This is a genomic window from Massilia sp. IC2-476, assembly GCF_020707295.1.
GTDB lineage: Bacteria > Pseudomonadota > Gammaproteobacteria > Burkholderiales > Burkholderiaceae_D > Telluria.
The window spans coordinates 764,877-781,728 of record NZ_JAJFER010000001.1; the positions used below are offsets into that span (position 1 = coordinate 764,877).

A 16,852-nucleotide genomic window follows, 5' to 3' on the forward strand; every position below is an offset into this window, starting at 1 on the left:
TCTCCGTGGTGGTTGAGGAAACTGTACATTCCCACGACGATCGGGACGAACGAACATCGACATGATAACAACGCGGCGACAACGATGGTGGCTGGCGCTGGCGGCGCTGGCCGTGCTGGCGCTCACCGCCTTCTTCCTCATGTGGCGTCCGGCGCTGGAACCGCAGGCTGCCGCGCCGCGTGTCGATGCGGCCCTGGTGGCGCGCGGCGCCAATCTGTCCCGGCTCGGCATGTGCGCCGCCTGCCACACGGTCGATCCATTGCGTCCCTTTGCCGGCGGCCTGGCCTTGACGACGCCGTTCGGCACCGTCCACAGCACCAACATCACGCCGGATGCGCAGACCGGGATCGGCGCCTGGAGCTTCGAAGCCTTCGAGCGCGCCATGCGCCAGGGTGTCTCGCGCGACGGCCACCTGCTCTACCCCGCTTTCCCCTACAACCACTACACCAGACTGGCGCAGGACGACATGCGCGCCTTGTACGCGTATTTGATGACGCGGCCGGCCCTGAGCGCCCCGGCGCGCGAGAACCGCATGACTTTCCCCTTCGGTTTCCGTCCGCTGCTCGCGTTCTGGAATCTGCTCTACCTCGACGAATCGCCCTGGCGCCCGGACCCGGGACAGTCCGCCGAATGGAACCGCGGGGCCTATGTGGCCGACACCCTGGCGCACTGCACGGCATGCCACACACCGCGCACGCTGCTGGGTGGTCCGGACCTGAAGCGGCAACTGGACGGCGGCGAGGCCGAAGACTGGTATGCCCCCGCACTGAACGCCAAGTCCCCATCGCCGACTCCCTGGACGCGCGAGCATCTCGCCACCTACCTGCGCACTGGCATCGCACCAGGACACGCGGTGGCGGGCGGCCCGATGCAGGACGTGGTGGTCAACCTTGGCCAGGCCGACGCCGGCGACGTCGGCGCCGTCGCCACCTACATCCACGGCTTCCTGAAGCATGCCCCGGCCCGCGCCATACCGGCGCCCGGCCCGCTCCCGGCGCCTGGCGACAAGGACCCCGACCTGGCCCGCATGCGCCTCGGCTACGAGACCTATGCAATGGCCTGCGCCAGCTGCCACGACGCGGGCCGCGGCGCCAGCTCCGGCGCCGCCCTGCAGCTGCAGGGGGCGGTGGCCCTGTACGATCCGGACCCGCGCAGCCTGGTCCACATCATCCGCGAGGGCATCACGCCGCCCGATGGCGCACCGGGACGCTGGATGCCGGGCTTCGCCACCGTCCTGAACGACGCCCAGACAACGGCGCTGGCGGCCTACCTGCGCCGCTACGGCGCCAACGCCGAGCCGTGGGAAGACCTGGACGAGGCGGTGCAGAAAGCGAGGACACAGTGAGTAAATTCCAGCTGCAGGTCAACGGCAAGGCACAGACGGTCGACGTCGACGCCGACACGCCCCTGCTCTACGTGCTGCGCAACGACCTGAAGCTCAACGGCGCCAAGTTCGGCTGCGGCCTGGGCCAGTGCGGCGCCTGCACCGTCATGCTCGACAAGCAGGCCGTGATGTCCTGCCTGGTGCCGGTATCGATGGTCGGCGCTCGCGCCGTGCGCACGGTGGAATCGGGCGGCACGCGCTGGGTCCCGAGCGCGGTGCTGCAGCAGGCCTTCGTCGACGAGCAGGCGGCCCAGTGCGGCTACTGCATCGCCGGCATGATCATGCGCGCCACCGCCCTGTTCGAGCAGGTGCCCTCGCCCACCGAGGCCCAGATCCGCAGCTGGATGCAGCCCAACCTGTGCCGCTGCGGCACCCACATGCGCATCCTGCGCGCCGTGCGCCGCGCCGCCGACGTGCTGGCGGCCCAGCCGATCCGGAACTACTGATGACAGCGCAAACCGCTCCGCGTCCAGGCCGGCGCCGCTTCCTTGCCGGCGGCGGCGCCCTGACCCTGTCCTTCGTGCTGCCGCTGCCGGCCAGCGCGGCGCTGCCGGGCAGCCTGGAAAACGAGCCCTGGCTCGACGCCTGGCTCCGCGTGGGCGCCGACAACCGCGTCACCCTCTTCACCGGCAAGGTGGAACTGGGCCAGGGCATCCGCACCGCACTGCTGCAGGTGGCGGCGCACGAGCTGCAGATCGACCCGGGGCGCATGGTATTGATCACGGCCGACACCGAACGCACGCCGGACGAAGGCTATACCGCGGGCAGCCATTCGATGCAGGACAGCGCCACCGCGATCCGTTACGCCGCCGGCCAGGTGCGCGCCCTGCTGCACGACAAGGCGGCCACCCACCTCAAGGTGCCGGCGGCCGCGCTGGCGCAGGACAACAGCGTGTTTCGCGCCCCCGACGGACGCCGGGTCAGCTTCAGCGACCTGGTGGCGGGCAGCGAGCTGCACGTGCGCGCCGGCGACACCCTGCCGCCGCGGCCGCCGAATGCGCGGCGCTGGATCGGCACGCACCTGCCGCGGGTCGACATCCCGAACAAGCTCAAGGGCTACCTCACCTATATCCAGGACATCCGTCTGCCGGCCATGGTGCACGCGCGCGTGGTGCGCCCGCCTGCTCCGGATGCGCGCCTGCTCGGCGTCGACACCAGCCAGGTCGCGCGCATGAGCGGCGTGCTGGAAGTGGTGCAGGATGGGCGCTTCCTGGCCGTGATCGCGGACGAGGAGTACCGCGCCATCAAGGCCGCCAGGGCGCTGGCGCAGGCGGCGCGCTGGGAAGTTCCGCCGCGGCCGCAAGTCACGCGCGACGTGGCGGCCTTCGTGCGCAGCCTGCCGGCCCAGCCGCAGCAGGTGCTGGCACGCGGCGTCCCGGCGGCTGCACGTGCGGCGGGCAAGACCCTGCGCGCCAGCTACACCCGCCCCTACCAGCTGCACGCCTCGATCGGCCCTTCCTGCGCAATCGCGCTGCGCGAGGGCAGCCGCTATACGGTGTGGACCCACGCCCAGGGCGTGTTCCCCCTGCGCCGCGCGCTGGCCGAGCTCCTGGACGTACCGGAAAGCGCGGTACGCTGCATCCACGCCGAGGGCCCCGGCTGCTATGGCCACAACGGCGCCGACGATGCGGCGGCCGACGCGGCGCTGCTGGCGCGCGTCTTCCCCGACGTCCCGGTGCGGGTGCAGTGGATGCGCGAGGACGAACATGGCTGGGAACCCTTCGGCCCGCCGATGGTGGCCGACGTCGCCGCCACGCTGGATGCCGACGGCCGCATCGTCGACTGGCAGTACGAGGTCTGGAGCCAGGCCCACGCGACCCGCCCGGGGCGCGCCGGCAACCTGCTCGGCGCGACCCTGCTGGCGCGGCCGTTCGCTCCGCCTGTCCCCAAGCCCCTGCCCCAGCCGGAAGGCGGTGGCGACCGCAATGCGATTCCGTATTACGCGCTGCCGAACGCGCGCGTGACCCACCGCTTCCAGCCAGCCGGCCCATGGCGCACCTCGGCCTTGCGCTCGCTCGGCGCCTACTGCAACGTGTTCGCGATCGAAAGCTTCATGGACGAGCTAGCGCGCGCTGCCCGCATCGATCCAGTGGCCTTCCGCTTGCGCCACCTGAATGACGCGCGCGCGATCGAGGTGGTGAAGCTGGCCGCGGCGAAGTTCGGCTGGAATGCCTACAAGCGCAGCCCGCGGCGCGGACGCGGCTTCGCATTTGCCCGCTATAAGAATTCCGCCGCCTACTGCGCCATCGCGCTGGAAGTCGAGGTGGCGCTCGATACCGGCTTCGTGCGCATCGTGCGCGCCGACGCCACTGTCGATTGCGGCGAAGTGGTGAGTCCGGACGGAGTGCGCAACCAGATCGAGGGCGGCCTGGTCCAGTCGAGTAGCTGGACCCTGATGGAACAGGTCCACTTCGAGGCCGGCAAGGTCGCGAGCCTGGACTGGGGCGGCTATCCGATCCTGCGCTTCAGCGGGGTGCCGCAGGGGGTGACGGTGCACCTGCTGGACCGTCCTGGCCAGCCCTTCCTGGGCACGGGAGAAGCGTCCCAGGGACCGGCCGCGGCGGCGCTGGCCAATGCCGTGGCGGACGCCTGCGGCGTGCGCGTGCGCGACCTGCCGCTGGACCGCGAGCGCCTGCGCCGGTTCGCGACCTGACCTAGGGGTTCAGGCTTGGCGGGTTTCCTGCGGCGCCGGGTGTTCTTCGGCTGCGGCGGTGCTGTCGCGCATGCTCATGCGCAGGCTGGCTTCGCGGTCGATCAGGAAGGCCACCAGCAGCACCAGGCCGGTGAAGGTCGTGCTCAGGTTACGCAGTTCGCCGGTAGCGCAGAAGGCCAGGAACAGCGGCAGGTTGACCAGGGCCGAGATGGCCAGGTGGCGGCGCACCACGCGCGGCGCCAGCGGCCAGGCGCGCCACAGCACGATGCCGAGCACCGCCAGGGTGCCGACGAAGGCGCGCGAGGGGCCGACCAGGCCATAGGTGGTCTCGAGGCGGAAATACGGGTTGCCCGACAGGTAGGCCTGGATGTTGGCCAGCAGGTGGAACTCGAGCGCGCCGCCGAAGGCTTCCAGGTAGGCCGCCTTCAGGGCCACGTTCATCAGGCCCGCGAACAGCACCAGCACGCCCACCGCCAGCCACGCGTTGCGGCGCGACTGGTGCCGGCGCAGCAGCGGATACAGGGCCGGCAGCACGAAGAAGAAGGTCTCCTTGTTCAGGGTCGCCACCAGCACCAGGGCCGCCAGCGCCACCAGGCGTCCGCGCAGCGCCAGCAGGAAGGCCAGGCTGGCGAACAGCAGTTCCGCCGTGTCATAGAAATAACCGCCGACGGTCTGCAGGTAGGGGAAGGCGAGCGCGAAGGCGGTCGGCGCCAGCACCGCCGCCAGCGGCGACACATTGAAATGCAACAGGATCCGGCGCAGCACGAACAAGCTGCCCAGCAGCGAGAGGAAGCTGGCATACCAGACGATCGCATAGCGGAAGCGCGCGCTGTCCGTGGTCCCCGGCTGGCTCTTGGCAAAGGTCTCGTCCGGACGGAAGCGCTTGGCGACGCGCTCCTTGAGGCGATCGGAGGCGACGGCGTCGAGCCGGCGCGCCAGGTCCGGCACCAGCTGGCGATACACGAAGGGCTTGTGCGCTTCCATCTCGAGCATGGCGGCCACCCCGAAGCGCGGATCGCCGTCGCGCAGTCCCCACTTGCCGGCAAAGCCGGAAAAAGCGGCGGCGGCCACGATCCAGAAGAAGGCGAACAGCAGGAAACCGCTGGCCGCGCGCGACATGGCGCCCTGGCTGGCGGGAGAGGTGACGGGAAGCAGGTGAACGGTATCGGATGGCATGCTGCAAGGACGTTATCGAAGCCGGGCCACGGCGTCAATATGCCGGGCGCGAAGGGCGCGCAATTGTATCCGTACAGCCTCACTTCGTCACTCCCTGCCCTCCCCCTGCCCGGCCGTGACAATGGGTGAGTTTGTATGTACGCCTTTTCGGTAGCATGGTCTGTTTTTCCCTGGACCCGCCATGCAACGATTCCTCATCGCCATCCTGCTGTGCCTGAGCCTGGGCGCCGCCGGCGCACAGGACGCCGCGCCTGCCCAGCGCACGGCCGAACAGTTCCTCGCCTCGCTCAGCTTCCAGCAGGGGCGGATCACCCTGCCCGGCGGGATCGCCACGCTCGACCTGCCACCCGCCTTCCGCTACCTGGCGCCCGGCGACAGCGCCCGCCTGCTGGAGCAGGGCTGGGGCAATCCGCCCGGCGCCGGCACGCTCGGCATGATCGTGCCGGCCGGCGTCAGCCCACTGAGCGAGCAAGGCTGGGGGGTCGTGATCACCTATGAAAAGGACGGCCACGTCAAGGACGACGACGCCGACAGCATCGACTACGACGAACTGCTCACCGAGATCAAGGACGGCATCGCCGAGGGCAACAAGTAGCGCAAGGAACAGGGCTATCCCGCGATGACCCTGGTCGGCTGGGCCGAGAAGCCGCATTACGACAAGGGCCAGCACAAGCTGTACTGGGCCAAGGAGCTGCGCACCGAGGGCGCGCAGGCGAATGGCCTGAACTACAACATCCGGGTGCTGGGCCGCGAGGGTGTACTGGTGCTGAACGCCGTGGCGAGCCTGAGCCAGCTGGACCAGATCCGCACCGAGATGCAGCAGGTGACCGCCTTCACCAACTTCAACGCCGGCCACCGCTACGCCGACTTCAACGCCAGCACCGACAAGGTCGCCGAATACGGCATCGCCGCCCTGGTGGCGGGCGGCGTGGCGGCCAAGCTGGGCTTCTTCGGCAAGCTGCTGGCGCTGCTGGTCGCCTTCAAGAAGCTGATCATCCTGGGCGTCGCCGCCCTCGCCTCCGTCCTGTGGAAGTTCCTGCGCCGCGAGAAGCCGGCGCCAGGCCTGCCGAAGGTCGACCTGAGCAAGGGGCCTGAGGCCTGATGGGTAGAGCCAGGGTCAGGTCTGACATCTGGACACGGCCTCTACAGTGCACATGCTGTCAAGGCAGGGCTCGTGTCCGAATGTCAGACCTGACCCTCATTGATCGTGACCCTCATTGATCGATGCGGCCTTCCTGCGCCGCGCCCTCGGCCCGGCGCAGGAACACTAGGTGCTCAGTTCACCGCTTTCCAGAACATGTAAGCCGCCAGCGCATACAGGATCACCGCAAACACCTTCTGCAGCTGCCGCACCGGCATCCGGTGCGCGGTGCGCGCGCCGAGCGGCGCCATGCTCACGCTGGCCAGCACGATGATGGCCAGCGCAGGCAGGTAGATGAAGCCCAGCGAATACGGCGGCAGGCCGGGTTCGCCCCAGCCGAAATAGATGTTCGAGATGGTGCCCGACAGCGCGATCGGGAAGCCCAGCGCCGCGCTGGTGGCGACCGCATTATGAATGCGCACACCGCACCAGGTCATGAAGGGCACCGACACGAAACCGCCGCCCGCGCCGACGATGCCCGACAGCGTGCCGATCAGGCCACCGGTCGCGAACATCCCCGGCGCTGCGGGCAGCTCACGCGCCGCGGCGGGCTTTTTCCCGATCAGCATCTGGGTGGCCGAAAAGGCGACGAACACGCCGAAGAAGGCGGCCAGCACGGTCGCATCCATCTGCTTGCCGATCCAGGGACCGATCCAGGAGCCGACCAGGATGCCCGGCGCCAGCAGCTTCACCACCGGCCACAGGACCGCGCCGTGCTTGTGGTGGGCGCGTACCGAGGACAGGGAGGTGAACAGGATGGTGGCGAGCGAGGTGGCGATGGCCATGTGGATGGTCAGTTCCGGCGCGAAGCCACGCGCGGTAAAGATCATGGTGATGAAAGGGACCAGCACCATGCCGCCGCCGATGCCGAGCAGGCCCGCCGCGAAGCCGCCGAAGGTGCCCATTGCCAGCAGGGCGAGGATCAGGCCGAGGTCCATCAGCGCTGCTCCCGCAGCAAAGCGACGATGGTGTTCCACTGTCCCGCCGTCACCGGCGACACCGACAGCCGGCTGCCCTTCTGCAGCAGCACCATGTCTTCCAGCGCGGGGATGCTGCGCATCTCGGTGAGTGGCAGGTAGCGCCCCGCCTCGATCGCACGCACGTCGACCGAGATCCAGCGCGGATTTTCCTGCGTGGCCTTCGGGTCGTGATAAGGAGAGGATGCATCGAACTGGGTCGCATCCGGATACGGGCTGCTCGCCACCTCGGCGATGCCGGCCACGCCGGGGACCGCGCAGCTGGAGTGGTAGAACAGGATGCCGTCGCCGACCGACATGGCGTCGCGCATGAAGTTGCGCGCCTGGTAGTTGCGCACGCCGTACCAGGCCACCGTCTGCTGTGGCGCCGCCAGCACGTCGTCGAAACTGACTTCGTCCGGCTCGGATTTCATCAACCAATAGCGCATCGAATCTCCATCGACAAGCACCAATAAAAAAAGCGGCTGCGTACCAAGGTGCGCAACCGCTCGTGTGTGTAGCCCCGCCTGTGTCGTTATTGCCGGCATCCCGAACCAAAAGGCTCAAGGTGGTCGCAGTCAGCTCGATTTCGGGTTCGTCAGACTAGTGACGCTCGCGCCCACCAGGCATGTCCCGCAACCTATGCGAAAGAATGGTTCAAGGAATATATGACAAATCTCGAACACCGCAGGGTAGAGCGCAGTTTACTCTGTTGACCGAGCATGTCAACCGAAACTGAATCCAATCCGACATTCAGGACAGATTTTCCTGCGTCGACAAAGCCTTGTCGAGGACGGTGTGCATCGCTTCCAGCTTCTGCTTCACTTCCAGGATCGACATGTCGGACAGGGGGCCCTGGGGCGATTTGACCGACAGGAACTCCGCCGCCACGCTGAGCGCCGCCATGACCGCGATGCGGTCGGTGCCCCGGACCTTGCCCGAGTCGCGTAGCGCGCACATCTTGCCGTCCAGGTAGCTGACCGCCTCGCGCAGGGTGCGCTCTTCGCCTTCGCGACAGGCCAGGCGGTAGGGCTGGCCCATGATGGTGCAATCGAGATGGATCATTGGGTAGCCTCGTTCGCTTCGTCGGCGTCATCCTCGGGCGCAGGGGCTTCCGGCAGGGGAAGCTCGGCGAGCAGCGCTTCGACACGGTACTGGGCCTGGACCAGCCGCTCCTTGAACTCCTGGTTCTCGGCGCTGAGCAGGCTGTTGGCCTGGCGCAGCAGGTGGTTCTCGGCGCGCAGCGACTGGGTCAGCTGGGCGAGCCGGTCGATCTTGTCGGAGAGGTCTTGAAATTCGGAAATCATTCGACACTATAGGACTGAGTTCGTTTTTCCGTCAACCGAATCGCGCCTCCATCAGGAGGAGGACGGCGTCCGGGCCGTGGCCATGGGGCGCCCGGGGGCGCGGCCATCCGTGTGGCCCCCCGGCGCGATTCCGGTGTACGCTGCCCGGCTATTGTCGCGGATGCCACAGGCGAGAGTGTACAACCCATCTATTGGATTGTGTTTTCGCAAAAAAGTCGGTTCGATCCCCCACATTCCCGCTTGAAATGGGAAGTTATGATCCCTATAATCATGTTGCGTTAGCACTCGTCGATTGAGAGTGCTAACAACCGTTTCCAGGCCGACGCCCTCTGGCGGCGGCATCGAATAGCTAGTCAAACCACTGAAAAATAAGGAGTTTTGCATGAACCTTCGTCCTCTGCACGATCGCGTAATCGTGAAGCGTCTCGACCAGGAAACCAAAACTGCATCCGGCCTGATCATCCCAGACGCGGCCGCCGAGAAGCCGGACCAGGGCGAGATCCTCGCCGTCGGCAACGGCAAGGTGCAGGAAAACGGCCAGGTTCGCCCGCTGGAAGTGAAGGTCGGTGACCGCGTCCTGTTCGGCAAGTACTCGGGCCAGGCCGTCAAGGTCGATGGCCAGGAACTGCTGGTCATGCGCGAAGAAGACATCATGGCCGTCGTGGCCCAGTAATCCTCCTCGTATAGAACATTCACGAATTCATTCGGAGAAATAAAAAAATGGCAGCTAAAGAAGTAGTGTTCGGCGACGCAGCGCGCGCCAAGATGGTCGAAGGCGTCAACATCCTCGCCAACGCAGTCAAAGTCACCCTGGGCCCGAAAGGCCGCAACGTGGTGCTGGAGCGCTCGTTCGGCGCCCCGACCGTCACCAAGGACGGCGTCTCGGTCGCGAAAGAGATCGAGCTGAAGGACAAGCTCATGAACATGGGCGCGCAGATGGTCAAGGAAGTCGCTTCGAAGACCAGCGACAACGCCGGTGACGGCACCACCACCGCGACCGTGCTGGCACAAGCCATCGTCCGCGAAGGCATGAAGTTCGTCGCCGCCGGCATGAACCCGATGGACCTGAAGCGCGGCATCGACAAGGCCGTCGCCGCCACCGTCGAAGAACTGAAGAAGATCGCCAAGCCGACCACCACCTCGAAAGAGATCGCGCAAGTCGGCGCCATCTCGGCCAACTCGGAAACCTCGATCGGCGAGCGTATCGCCGAGGCGATGGAAAAAGTCGGCAAGGAAGGCGTCATCACCGTCGAAGACGGCAAGTCGCTGAACGACGAGCTGGACATCGTGGAAGGCATGCAGTTCGACCGCGGCTACCTGTCGCCGTACTTCATCAACAACCCGGACAAGCAGGTCGCGGTTCACGAGAACCCGTTCATCCTGCTGTGCGACAAGAAGATCTCGAACATCCGTGATCTGCTGCCGGTGCTGGAGCAAGTTGCAAAAGCCGGCCGTCCGCTGGTGATCGTCGCCGAAGACATCGAAGGCGAAGCGCTGGCGACCCTGGTGGTCAACAACATCCGTGGCATCCTGAAGACCGTCGCCGTCAAGGCGCCTGGCTTCGGCGACCGCCGCAAGGCCATGCTGGAAGACATCGCCATCCTGACCGGCGGCCAGGTCATCGCCGAAGAAGTCGGCCTGACCCTGGAAAAGGTCACCCTGCAGGAGCTGGGCCAGGCCAAGCGCGTCGAAGTGGGCAAGGAAAACACCATCATCATCGACGGCGCCGGCGCCGCTGAATCGATCGAAGCACGCGTCAAAATGGTCCGCGTGCAGATCGAAGAAGCAACCTCGGACTACGACCGCGAAAAACTGCAGGAACGCGTGGCCAAGCTGGCCGGCGGCGTTGCCGTGATCCGCGTCGGTGCAGCCACCGAAGTCGAGATGAAAGAGAAGAAAGCACGCGTGGAAGACGCGCTGCACGCAACCCGCGCTGCCGTGGAAGAAGGCATCGTCCCGGGCGGCGGCGTGGCCCTGCTGCGCGCACGTTCGTCGCTGGACATCAAGGGTGACAACCCTGACCAGGACGCAGGCATCAAGATCGTCCTGCGCGCCATGGAAGAGCCGCTGCGCATGATCGTCCAGAACGCCGGCGACGAGCCGTCGGTCGTGGTGGCAGCCGTCATCGCCGGCACCGGCAACTACGGCTACAATGCCGCCAACGGCACCTATGGCGACATGGTTGAAATGGGCGTGCTGGATCCGGCCAAGGTCACCCGCTCGGCACTGCAGAATGCAGCGTCGATCGCCGGCCTGATGCTGACCACCGACTGCATGGTTTCGGAAGTCGTTGAAGACAAGCCGGCCGGCGGTATGGGCGGCATGGGTGGTATGGGCGGCATGGGCGGCATGGACGGCATGATGTAATTCGTCCCCGCACGAAAATAAAAGCCTGCAGGGTTCGCGCCCTGCAGGCTTTTTTCATTGCGACGTAGGGTGGTCGGCTTCGCCGACCGCGCGTTCAACTCCGGCGTGCATGACGACTATGCTTGCCCTTGTTGGACGCGCGGTCGGCAGAGCCGACACCCTACCGGCAGGCACTGATGGCCGCACCGGAAAGCCGGCGCACATCTGCCGGCGAGGACAGCGCGGCCGCCCCATCGCCGATGCGGGCATGCAGCAGCGTGGCCATCATCAGGATCGCCGGGTACAGCCAGCCGCCACCCGGGATGTTGTCGAACCAGCCGTTGCCGGTGTGGGCGACCAGGGCGCCGGCCAGCAGGGGCAGCAGCACTAGCGACGCGATCCGGCCGTGCAGGCCGAGGATGATCAGCGTGCCGCCGGCGAGTTCCAGCAGGGCTACCGGCCAGGCCATTGGCGTCGGCATGCCTTCGAGGGCCAGGAAGCTGCCGAGCGCCGGGATGCAGAAGGCGGCCAGCTTCAGGAAAGCGTGCGAGAGCCAGGCGGAGCCGAGGGCGAGGCGCAGCAGCAGGGCGGCGTAGGGAGTCAGGTTGTAGCGGGTCATGGTAGTCTCTTGCGCTGGTGGTTGAGGAGGACCCCACTCTATCGGCGCAACCGGACGAATAAAATAAGCAGCCATGAAAGCACCCTCTGCAAATCTGCAATCGAAGCTGGGCCTGCCGGACCTGGAGACCATCCTGGCCCTGCATCGCGGCCGCACGCTGGCCGGCGCGGCCGAGCGCCTGAAGGTCGATGCGTCCACGGTGTTCCGGGCGATCCGGCGCATCGAGAAGGACATCGGCGAGGTGCTGTTCGACCGCGGCCGCCACGGCTATGCGGCCACGACACTGGGACGCGCCCTCGCCGCCCACGCCGAGCGCATCGAGAAGCAGCTCGAGGAGGCGCGCGAGACCGCCTTCAACCAGGACACCGAGCCTTCGGGCCTGCTGCGCATCACGCTCACCGAAACCCTGTTCCACACCGTGCTGCTGCCGATACTGCCGCGTTTCGCCGCTGCCTATCCGCGCATCGAGCTGGAACTGGCGACCACCAATGCGATCGCCAACGTCGGGCAGCGCGAAGCCGACATCGCCATCCGCGTCACCAATGCGCCACCCGAGCACCTGGTCGGCATCCGGCTCGGCACCATGCGCTCGGCGCTCTGGGGCGGCCGCGATTACCTTGCCATGCAACCGCAGGGTCGGGATGTCAGCGAGATGGACTGGATCGCGCTCGACGACAGCCTGCCCGAGCACCCGTCGCACATCTGGCGCCGCACCGCCCTGCCCTCGGTGGCGCCGCGCTACAAGGTCGGCAACCTGCTGGCGGTGGCGGGGGCGGTGGTGAATGGCCTGGGGGTCGGCGTGGTGCCGCTGGCGGTCATGCGCGCGCATCCGCATGCCGTGATGCTGGGCGATCCGCTGCCGGAACTCGACATCGGCCTGTGGGCGCTGGCCCATCCCGACACCCGCTATCTTGGAAGGATGAAAGCGATGTTCGATTTCCTGCGCGCCGAGATCGCGCTGCCGGCATGAGCAAGACCGAACCGAGCTTCTTCGCCGACGCCGGGGCTTTCCGTGCCTGGCTGGAGGCCAATGCGGCGAGTGCAAGCGAGCTGCTGGTGGGCTTTCACAAGGTGGGTAGCGGCCGGCCCTGCATGAGCTGGTCCGAGTCTGTCGACGAGGCGCTGTGCTTCGGCTGGATCGACGGCGTGCGCAGGCGCATCGACGAGGACAGCTACTCGATCCGCTTCACGCCGCGCAAGCCATCGTCGATCTGGAGCGTCGTGAACATCGCGAAGATGGAGAAGCTGCGCGCGGAAGGGAAAATGAGGCCAGCGGGCGAGGCGGCTTTCGCCCAACGCTCGGAGGCCAGGTCCGGCGTCTATTCGCATGAACGCCTCGACGTCCCCGAGCTCACGCAGGCGGAGCTGGAGCGCTTCCGGCAGGAGGGAGCAGCATGGACCTACTTCGAGACCGTCCCGCCAGGCTACCGCAAGACGGTGCTGCATTGGATTACCAATGCGAAGAAGGACGAGACGCGCGCCGGCCGCCTGGACAAACTGATCCAGGCCTGCGCGGCCGGCACACGTTTACGCTAGCGCCGCTTCGCCGGAAAGGATTTGCGCAAGCACCCCGCCGCGACGCAGGATGAAGGCGCGCAGGCGCTCCGGATAATCGCCGGCCACCGCATCCACCACCGAGGGCCGCGCCGCCAGCGCACGGCGCCAGGTTGCCACCTTGCGCAACTCAGGGGGCACGCAATGGACGCCGTGCGCGTCGAACAGGTCGAGGTAGCGGAACACCGGCCCGAAGGCCGCGTCGACCAGCGAGAATTCAAGGCCGCCGAAATACGGCCCCTCCCCCAGTACCGTTTCCAGGAAGGCGAAGCGCTCGCGCAGCAAGCCGAGCGCCGTGTCGAAGGCCGCCCCGTCCTGCGCCGAATACAGGCTGCCGATCGTGTTCAGCACCGAGGACGCAAATTCGACCCAGCCGCGGTGGCGGGCGCGCGCCAGGTCATTTTCCGGGTGCAGGCGCGGCGCGACGGTGTCGTCGAGGTACTCGCAGATCACGCTCGATTCGAACACCGGCTGCCCGTCCACCAGCAGCACCGGCGTCTTGCCGAGCGGTGACACCGCGCTGAACCAGGCCGGCTTGTCGGCCAGGTCGATGTCGATCCGTTCGTAGCGCGCGCCTTTCTCCGCGAGCGCGATCACGGCCCGCTGCACGTAGGGGCACAGCGGATGGCTGATCAGCTTAAGCATCATCACGCTGCCTTCAGGCCTTCTGCCGCCAGCGCCGCCTGCACTGCCGGACGCGCCGCCACGCGGGCGCGGAAGGCGTTCAGCGCAGTCCAGCGATCGAGGCTGATGCCCAGGTACGCCGCCCAGTTGGTGGTGACGTACAGGTAGGCGTCGGCGATCGAATAGCGCTCGCCCACCAGGTAGTCGTTCTGCGCCAGGTGGCGCTCCAGCACGTCGAAGCGCTTGCCGAGCTGCTCGACAAACAGGGCCTTCGCTTCCGCCGGCATCTCCGGCTTGAACAGCGGCGAGAAGCCCTTGTGGATCTCGGAGGTGATGAAGTTCAGCCAGGACTGCAGCTGGTAGCGCGCCAATGTGCCGGCGCCTGGAGCCAGCTGCGCGCCGGGGGCCTTGTCAGCCAGGAGCTGCAGGATGGCCGGGCCTTCGGTCAGCACCAGGCCCGGTTCGATTTCCAGCGCCGGCACATAGCCGTGCGGGCTGATGGTAAGGAAATCCTTGCCCTCGGCCGTGCGTTTGCTGTTGGTGTCGACCTTGTCGAGCGTGAAGTCCAGGCCGGCCTCGCGCAGGACGATGTGGGAAGCCAGCGAGCATGCGCCCGGTGCATAGTACAGTTTCATGGTGACCTCAATGGATGGTGAGTGAGAGTCGCCACTCTAACTATGCGAAACTGCAATTAAAATAGGCGCCCATGAAACTTCCCTATGCAAAAACGCAATCGAAGCTCGATCTGCCCGATCTCGAGCTGATCCTGGCCCTGCACCGCGGCCGCACGCTGGCCGGCGCCGCCGAGCGCTTGCAGGTCGATGTCTCGACCGTGTTCCGCTCGATCAAGCGCATCGAGGAGGACCTGGGCGAACTGCTGTTCGAGCGCAGCCGCCAGGGTTACGCGGCCACGGAACTAGGCATCGCGCTGGCGGGATACGCCGAACGCATCGAGTCCCAGCTCGAACAGGCCAGGGAAGCCGCCCTCGACACCGGCGCCACACCGTCCGGAACGCTGCGCATCACCACCACCGACTCGGTGATGCATAGCCTGCTGCTGCCGGCGATGGCGGCTTTCAGCGGACGCTATCCGCAGATCGAACTGGAACTGATCGCCTCCAACGCCCTGGCCAACCTGAGCCACCGCGACGCCGACATCGCGATCCGCGCCACGAAGAACCCGCCCGAGCACCTGGTCGGCGTGCGGCTCGGCCGTCTGGAAGCGGCCGTGTATGCCAGCAAGGCTTACCTGGCCGCGCACCGCCACATCCCGGACTACCGCGACATGGACTGGATCGCGCTCGACGCCACCCTGCCCGACCATCCTTCGCAGCGCTGGCGCCGCCTGCACCATCCGAAGGTGATTCCCCGCTACCGCATGAACAGCGTGCTGTCGGTCGCCGGCGCCGTGGTGCACGGCATGGGCGTGGGTGTGGTGCCGCTGGCGCTGTTCAGGGACAACCCGCAGGTCGAGATTGTGGACGGCCCCATCGCTGAACTCGAGACCGAGCTGTGGGCGCTGGCCCATCCGGACACCCGCCACCTGCAACGCATGAAGCTCATGTTCGAGTTCCTGCATGGGGCGCTCGGCCTGCCGGACTGAGTCCGGCCTGGCTCATTCCGGCAGCAGCTCGACACCCTCGATCTCGTCGGCCTTGTTGATCACGAAGCGCATGGTGACGGTGTCGTTGTCGAACCGCGTGCGGTACACGTAAAGACGTAGCTCTCCCCTGGTCTTGCGCTCGAGGGGCTCGAGCCCGACCAGCTTGCCGAAGCCCTGCATGTCCTTGGCCACCCAGCCCATGAATTCCGGCGTGAGCACGCCTCTGGCGCGCGGCGACAGGCGAGGCGGCTGCACCCCGCGCTCGAAATGGGCAAGGATGTCGCGCGCACGCGCCGTTGCTTCGGGCTCGGTATCCGAGATCGGCTGCTGCACCAGGGCAGGCAAGTAATGGCGCGCGACCGCATTGCCGATCTTCTCCACCGGCGCGGACGAGGAGTTGGCCAGCACGATGACGCTCAAGCGGTCATCCACGAAGCGGCTGATCACGCTGCGGAAGCCCTGCCAGCTGCCGTTGTGCGCGATGCGGCGGTGACCGTTGAGCGGTGCGAGGTCCCAGCCGAAGCCATACGGATGGGTGGCGCCGCCCTTGAGCGTGACGGGCGTCCAGCTCGACTCCTTGACGCGCGCATTGAGCGGCGCGTCCTGGTACAGCGCCAGGTCCCACAGCGCCAGGTCATGTGCCGTCAGGTACAGGCTGCCGTCGGCGGTGGTGTTCATCGTCGGCGACACCCAGGCCTGGTTCTTGAGTTCTCCGTTCTCGACCTCGTAGCCGGCGGCGCGATGCGGCACGATGTCGCGTTCGCTGATGACGCGCGCCCCCATCCCGAGCGGACCGAAGATCCGCTCGCGCAACTGGTCGCCATAGAACTTGCCGCCGACCCTGTTGCAGATATAGCCCAGCAGGTGGTAGCCGGTATTGCTGTATTCCCAGCGCTCGCCCGGCTGGAAACGCAGGGGCATGCTCGCCGCGATGGCGATCATCTGGGCATCCGTATAGTCTTTGCGCAGGTCCACCTTCTTGCCCGGATCGCCGACACCCGAGGTATGCGTCAGCAGGTGGCGCACGGTGATGTTCTTCCACGCCTTCGGCGACTTCGGAAGATGGCGCGAGATCGGATCGTCCAGTTTCAGCTTTCCCTCCTCCACCAGCAGCATGACAAGCGCGGCAGTGAATTGCTTGCCGATCGAGCCCGACTGGAAAACGGTCGCGGCCGTCACCGGCACGCCGTGCTCGACATTCGCCAGTCCATACCCCTGCTCGCGCACGACGCGCCCGTCACGCACGACCGCCAGGCTGATTCCCGGGGTATTGGTACGCTTCATTTCCGCCTGCACCAGCTCGTCGATCGGATCGGCCTGCACCCAGCCGGCGCCAAGGAACAGGGGAACAAAGATAAGGGAAAACAGACGCATGGAGTCTCCATAGGGTTGTTATAAATACATGCTCGAATATAGCACTATTTTTTCTATCAAATGGCAAATCTTCTTCCATTGAATTCCCTGCGAGCGCTGTGATGACAAGTGCTTG

The 16,852-nt window shown here is 66.6% G+C and carries 17 protein-coding genes, 1 other RNA gene and 1 pseudogene; 9 read left to right on the forward strand and 10 right to left on the reverse strand.

The genetic code is table 11. From position 1 onward, the window contains the following. Positions 1-61: 61 nt before the first annotated feature. The 3 genes from LK539_RS03520 to LK539_RS03530 are packed head-to-tail and all read left to right on the forward strand — an operon-like array spanning position 62 to position 4,037. A complete protein-coding gene (locus LK539_RS03520) occupies positions 62-1,345 on the forward strand; it encodes a cytochrome c (RefSeq protein WP_227799519.1) in 1,284 nt (427 codons plus the stop codon). Further along, on the forward strand, positions 1,342-1,830 hold the full coding sequence (locus LK539_RS03525; protein WP_227799520.1) for a 2Fe-2S iron-sulfur cluster-binding protein: 489 nt from the start codon (positions 1,342-1,344) through the stop codon (positions 1,828-1,830). Before LK539_RS03520 ends, LK539_RS03525 begins: the two co-directional genes overlap by 4 nt. Continuing rightward, positions 1,830-4,037: a molybdopterin cofactor-binding domain-containing protein gene (locus LK539_RS03530; RefSeq protein WP_227799521.1), complete on the forward strand. Its 2,208-nt coding sequence runs from the start codon at positions 1,830-1,832 to the stop codon at positions 4,035-4,037. Before LK539_RS03525 ends, LK539_RS03530 begins: the two co-directional genes overlap by 1 nt. A 9-nt stretch (positions 4,038-4,046) precedes the next feature. Here LK539_RS03530 and LK539_RS03535 read toward each other — a convergent pair whose 3' ends face one another. Further along, the gene (locus LK539_RS03535) at positions 4,047-5,213 is read right to left on the reverse strand and encodes a hypothetical protein (protein WP_227799522.1); all 1,167 of its coding nucleotides are present in this window, start codon (positions 5,211-5,213) and stop codon (positions 4,047-4,049) included. A gap of 181 nt (positions 5,214-5,394) precedes the next feature. Between LK539_RS03535 and LK539_RS03540 the strand changes: the two are divergent. Next, positions 5,395-6,315: pseudogene (locus LK539_RS03540) on the forward strand (DUF2167 domain-containing protein). Between the two features lie 173 nt (positions 6,316-6,488). On the opposite strand, the gene LK539_RS03545 reads toward LK539_RS03540, so the two are convergent. The 5 genes from LK539_RS03545 to LK539_RS03565 all read right to left on the reverse strand — a co-directional run bounded on the left by LK539_RS03545 (position 6,489) and on the right by LK539_RS03565 (position 8,617). Beyond that, entirely contained in the window at positions 6,489-7,292 is an 804-nt protein-coding gene (locus tag LK539_RS03545) for a sulfite exporter TauE/SafE family protein (protein ID WP_227799523.1), read from the reverse strand. Beyond that, a complete protein-coding gene (locus tag LK539_RS03550; RefSeq protein WP_227799524.1) occupies positions 7,292-7,759 on the reverse strand; it encodes an EVE domain-containing protein in 468 nt (155 codons plus the stop codon). The genes LK539_RS03545 and LK539_RS03550 overlap by 1 nt, the downstream gene beginning before the upstream one ends. A gap of 67 nt (positions 7,760-7,826) precedes the next feature. Beyond that, a non-coding RNA gene (ssrS, locus tag LK539_RS03555) (6S RNA) lies at positions 7,827-8,007 on the reverse strand. Positions 8,008-8,063: 56 nt separating this feature from the next. Next, positions 8,064-8,375 (reverse strand): cell division protein ZapA, encoded by a 312-nt coding sequence (locus tag LK539_RS03560; RefSeq protein ID WP_227799525.1) that lies wholly within the window; start codon positions 8,373-8,375, stop codon positions 8,064-8,066. Further along, entirely contained in the window at positions 8,372-8,617 is a 246-nt protein-coding gene (locus tag LK539_RS03565) for a hypothetical protein (protein WP_227799526.1), read from the reverse strand. Before LK539_RS03565 ends, LK539_RS03560 begins: the two co-directional genes overlap by 4 nt. A 382-nt stretch (positions 8,618-8,999) precedes the next feature. Here LK539_RS03565 and groES point away from each other — a divergent pair, with 382 nt between their 5' ends. After that, entirely contained in the window at positions 9,000-9,290 is a 291-nt protein-coding gene (gene groES, locus LK539_RS03570) for a co-chaperone GroES (protein WP_027865155.1), read from the forward strand. A gap of 47 nt (positions 9,291-9,337) precedes the next feature. Beyond that, entirely contained in the window at positions 9,338-10,984 is a 1,647-nt protein-coding gene (gene groL / locus LK539_RS03575; protein WP_227799527.1) for a chaperonin GroEL, read from the forward strand. Between the two features lie 160 nt (positions 10,985-11,144). Here the strand turns inward: groL and LK539_RS03580 are convergent, their stop codons facing one another. Continuing rightward, a complete protein-coding gene (locus LK539_RS03580) occupies positions 11,145-11,582 on the reverse strand; it encodes a DoxX family protein (RefSeq protein ID WP_227799528.1) in 438 nt (145 codons plus the stop codon). A gap of 73 nt (positions 11,583-11,655) precedes the next feature. Here LK539_RS03580 and LK539_RS03585 point away from each other — a divergent pair, with 73 nt between their 5' ends. Both LK539_RS03585 and LK539_RS03590 read left to right on the forward strand, forming a co-directional pair. Further along, on the forward strand, positions 11,656-12,552 hold the full coding sequence (locus LK539_RS03585) for a LysR family transcriptional regulator (protein WP_227799529.1): 897 nt from the start codon (positions 11,656-11,658) through the stop codon (positions 12,550-12,552). After that, positions 12,549-13,118 (forward strand): YdeI family protein, encoded by a 570-nt coding sequence (locus tag LK539_RS03590; protein ID WP_227799530.1) that lies wholly within the window; start codon positions 12,549-12,551, stop codon positions 13,116-13,118. The genes LK539_RS03585 and LK539_RS03590 overlap by 4 nt, the downstream gene beginning before the upstream one ends. Here LK539_RS03590 and LK539_RS03595 read toward each other — a convergent pair. Both LK539_RS03595 and gstA read right to left on the reverse strand, forming a co-directional pair. Next, positions 13,110-13,784: a glutathione S-transferase family protein gene (locus tag LK539_RS03595; RefSeq protein ID WP_227799775.1), complete on the reverse strand. Its 675-nt coding sequence runs from the start codon at positions 13,782-13,784 to the stop codon at positions 13,110-13,112. The genes LK539_RS03590 and LK539_RS03595 overlap by 9 nt on opposite strands. Then, positions 13,784-14,395: a glutathione transferase GstA gene (gstA, locus tag LK539_RS03600; protein WP_227799531.1), complete on the reverse strand. Its 612-nt coding sequence runs from the start codon at positions 14,393-14,395 to the stop codon at positions 13,784-13,786. Before gstA ends, LK539_RS03595 begins: the two co-directional genes overlap by 1 nt. A gap of 71 nt (positions 14,396-14,466) precedes the next feature. Here gstA and LK539_RS03605 point away from each other — a divergent pair, with 71 nt between their 5' ends. Next, a complete protein-coding gene (locus LK539_RS03605) occupies positions 14,467-15,363 on the forward strand; it encodes a LysR family transcriptional regulator (RefSeq protein WP_227799532.1) in 897 nt (298 codons plus the stop codon). A 12-nt stretch (positions 15,364-15,375) separates the two neighbouring features. Here the strand turns inward: LK539_RS03605 and LK539_RS03610 are convergent, their stop codons facing one another. After that, the gene (locus LK539_RS03610) at positions 15,376-16,737 is read right to left on the reverse strand and encodes a serine hydrolase (protein ID WP_227799533.1); all 1,362 of its coding nucleotides are present in this window, start codon (positions 16,735-16,737) and stop codon (positions 15,376-15,378) included. Positions 16,738-16,852 lie beyond the last annotated feature (115 nt).

Bases quoted from the DNA above. Each gene is read 5' to 3' on its own strand.
- LK539_RS03520 (WP_227799519.1), top strand. From the start codon at position 62: ATGATAACAACGCGGCGACAACGATGGTGGCTGGCGCTGGCGGCGCTG.
- LK539_RS03530 (WP_227799521.1), top strand. From the start codon at position 1,830: ATGACAGCGCAAACCGCTCCGCGTCCAGGCCGGCGCCGCTTCCTTGCC.
- LK539_RS03535 (WP_227799522.1), bottom strand. From the start codon at position 5,213: ATGCCATCCGATACCGTTCACCTGCTTCCCGTCACCTCTCCCGCCAGC.
- LK539_RS03545 (WP_227799523.1), bottom strand. From the start codon at position 7,292: ATGGACCTCGGCCTGATCCTCGCCCTGCTGGCAATGGGCACCTTCGGC.
- LK539_RS03550 (WP_227799524.1), bottom strand. From the start codon at position 7,759: ATGCGCTATTGGTTGATGAAATCCGAGCCGGACGAAGTCAGTTTCGAC.
- LK539_RS03560 (WP_227799525.1), bottom strand. From the start codon at position 8,375: ATGATCCATCTCGATTGCACCATCATGGGCCAGCCCTACCGCCTGGCC.
- LK539_RS03565 (WP_227799526.1), bottom strand. From the start codon at position 8,617: ATGATTTCCGAATTTCAAGACCTCTCCGACAAGATCGACCGGCTCGCC.
- groES (WP_027865155.1), top strand. From the start codon at position 9,000: ATGAACCTTCGTCCTCTGCACGATCGCGTAATCGTGAAGCGTCTCGAC.
- groL (WP_227799527.1), top strand. From the start codon at position 9,338: ATGGCAGCTAAAGAAGTAGTGTTCGGCGACGCAGCGCGCGCCAAGATG.
- LK539_RS03580 (WP_227799528.1), bottom strand. From the start codon at position 11,582: ATGACCCGCTACAACCTGACTCCCTACGCCGCCCTGCTGCTGCGCCTC.
- LK539_RS03585 (WP_227799529.1), top strand. From the start codon at position 11,656: ATGAAAGCACCCTCTGCAAATCTGCAATCGAAGCTGGGCCTGCCGGAC.
- LK539_RS03590 (WP_227799530.1), top strand. From the start codon at position 12,549: ATGAGCAAGACCGAACCGAGCTTCTTCGCCGACGCCGGGGCTTTCCGT.
- LK539_RS03595 (WP_227799775.1), bottom strand. From the start codon at position 13,784: ATGATGCTTAAGCTGATCAGCCATCCGCTGTGCCCCTACGTGCAGCGG.
- gstA (WP_227799531.1), bottom strand. From the start codon at position 14,395: ATGAAACTGTACTATGCACCGGGCGCATGCTCGCTGGCTTCCCACATC.
- LK539_RS03605 (WP_227799532.1), top strand. From the start codon at position 14,467: ATGAAACTTCCCTATGCAAAAACGCAATCGAAGCTCGATCTGCCCGAT.
- LK539_RS03610 (WP_227799533.1), bottom strand. From the start codon at position 16,737: ATGCGTCTGTTTTCCCTTATCTTTGTTCCCCTGTTCCTTGGCGCCGGC.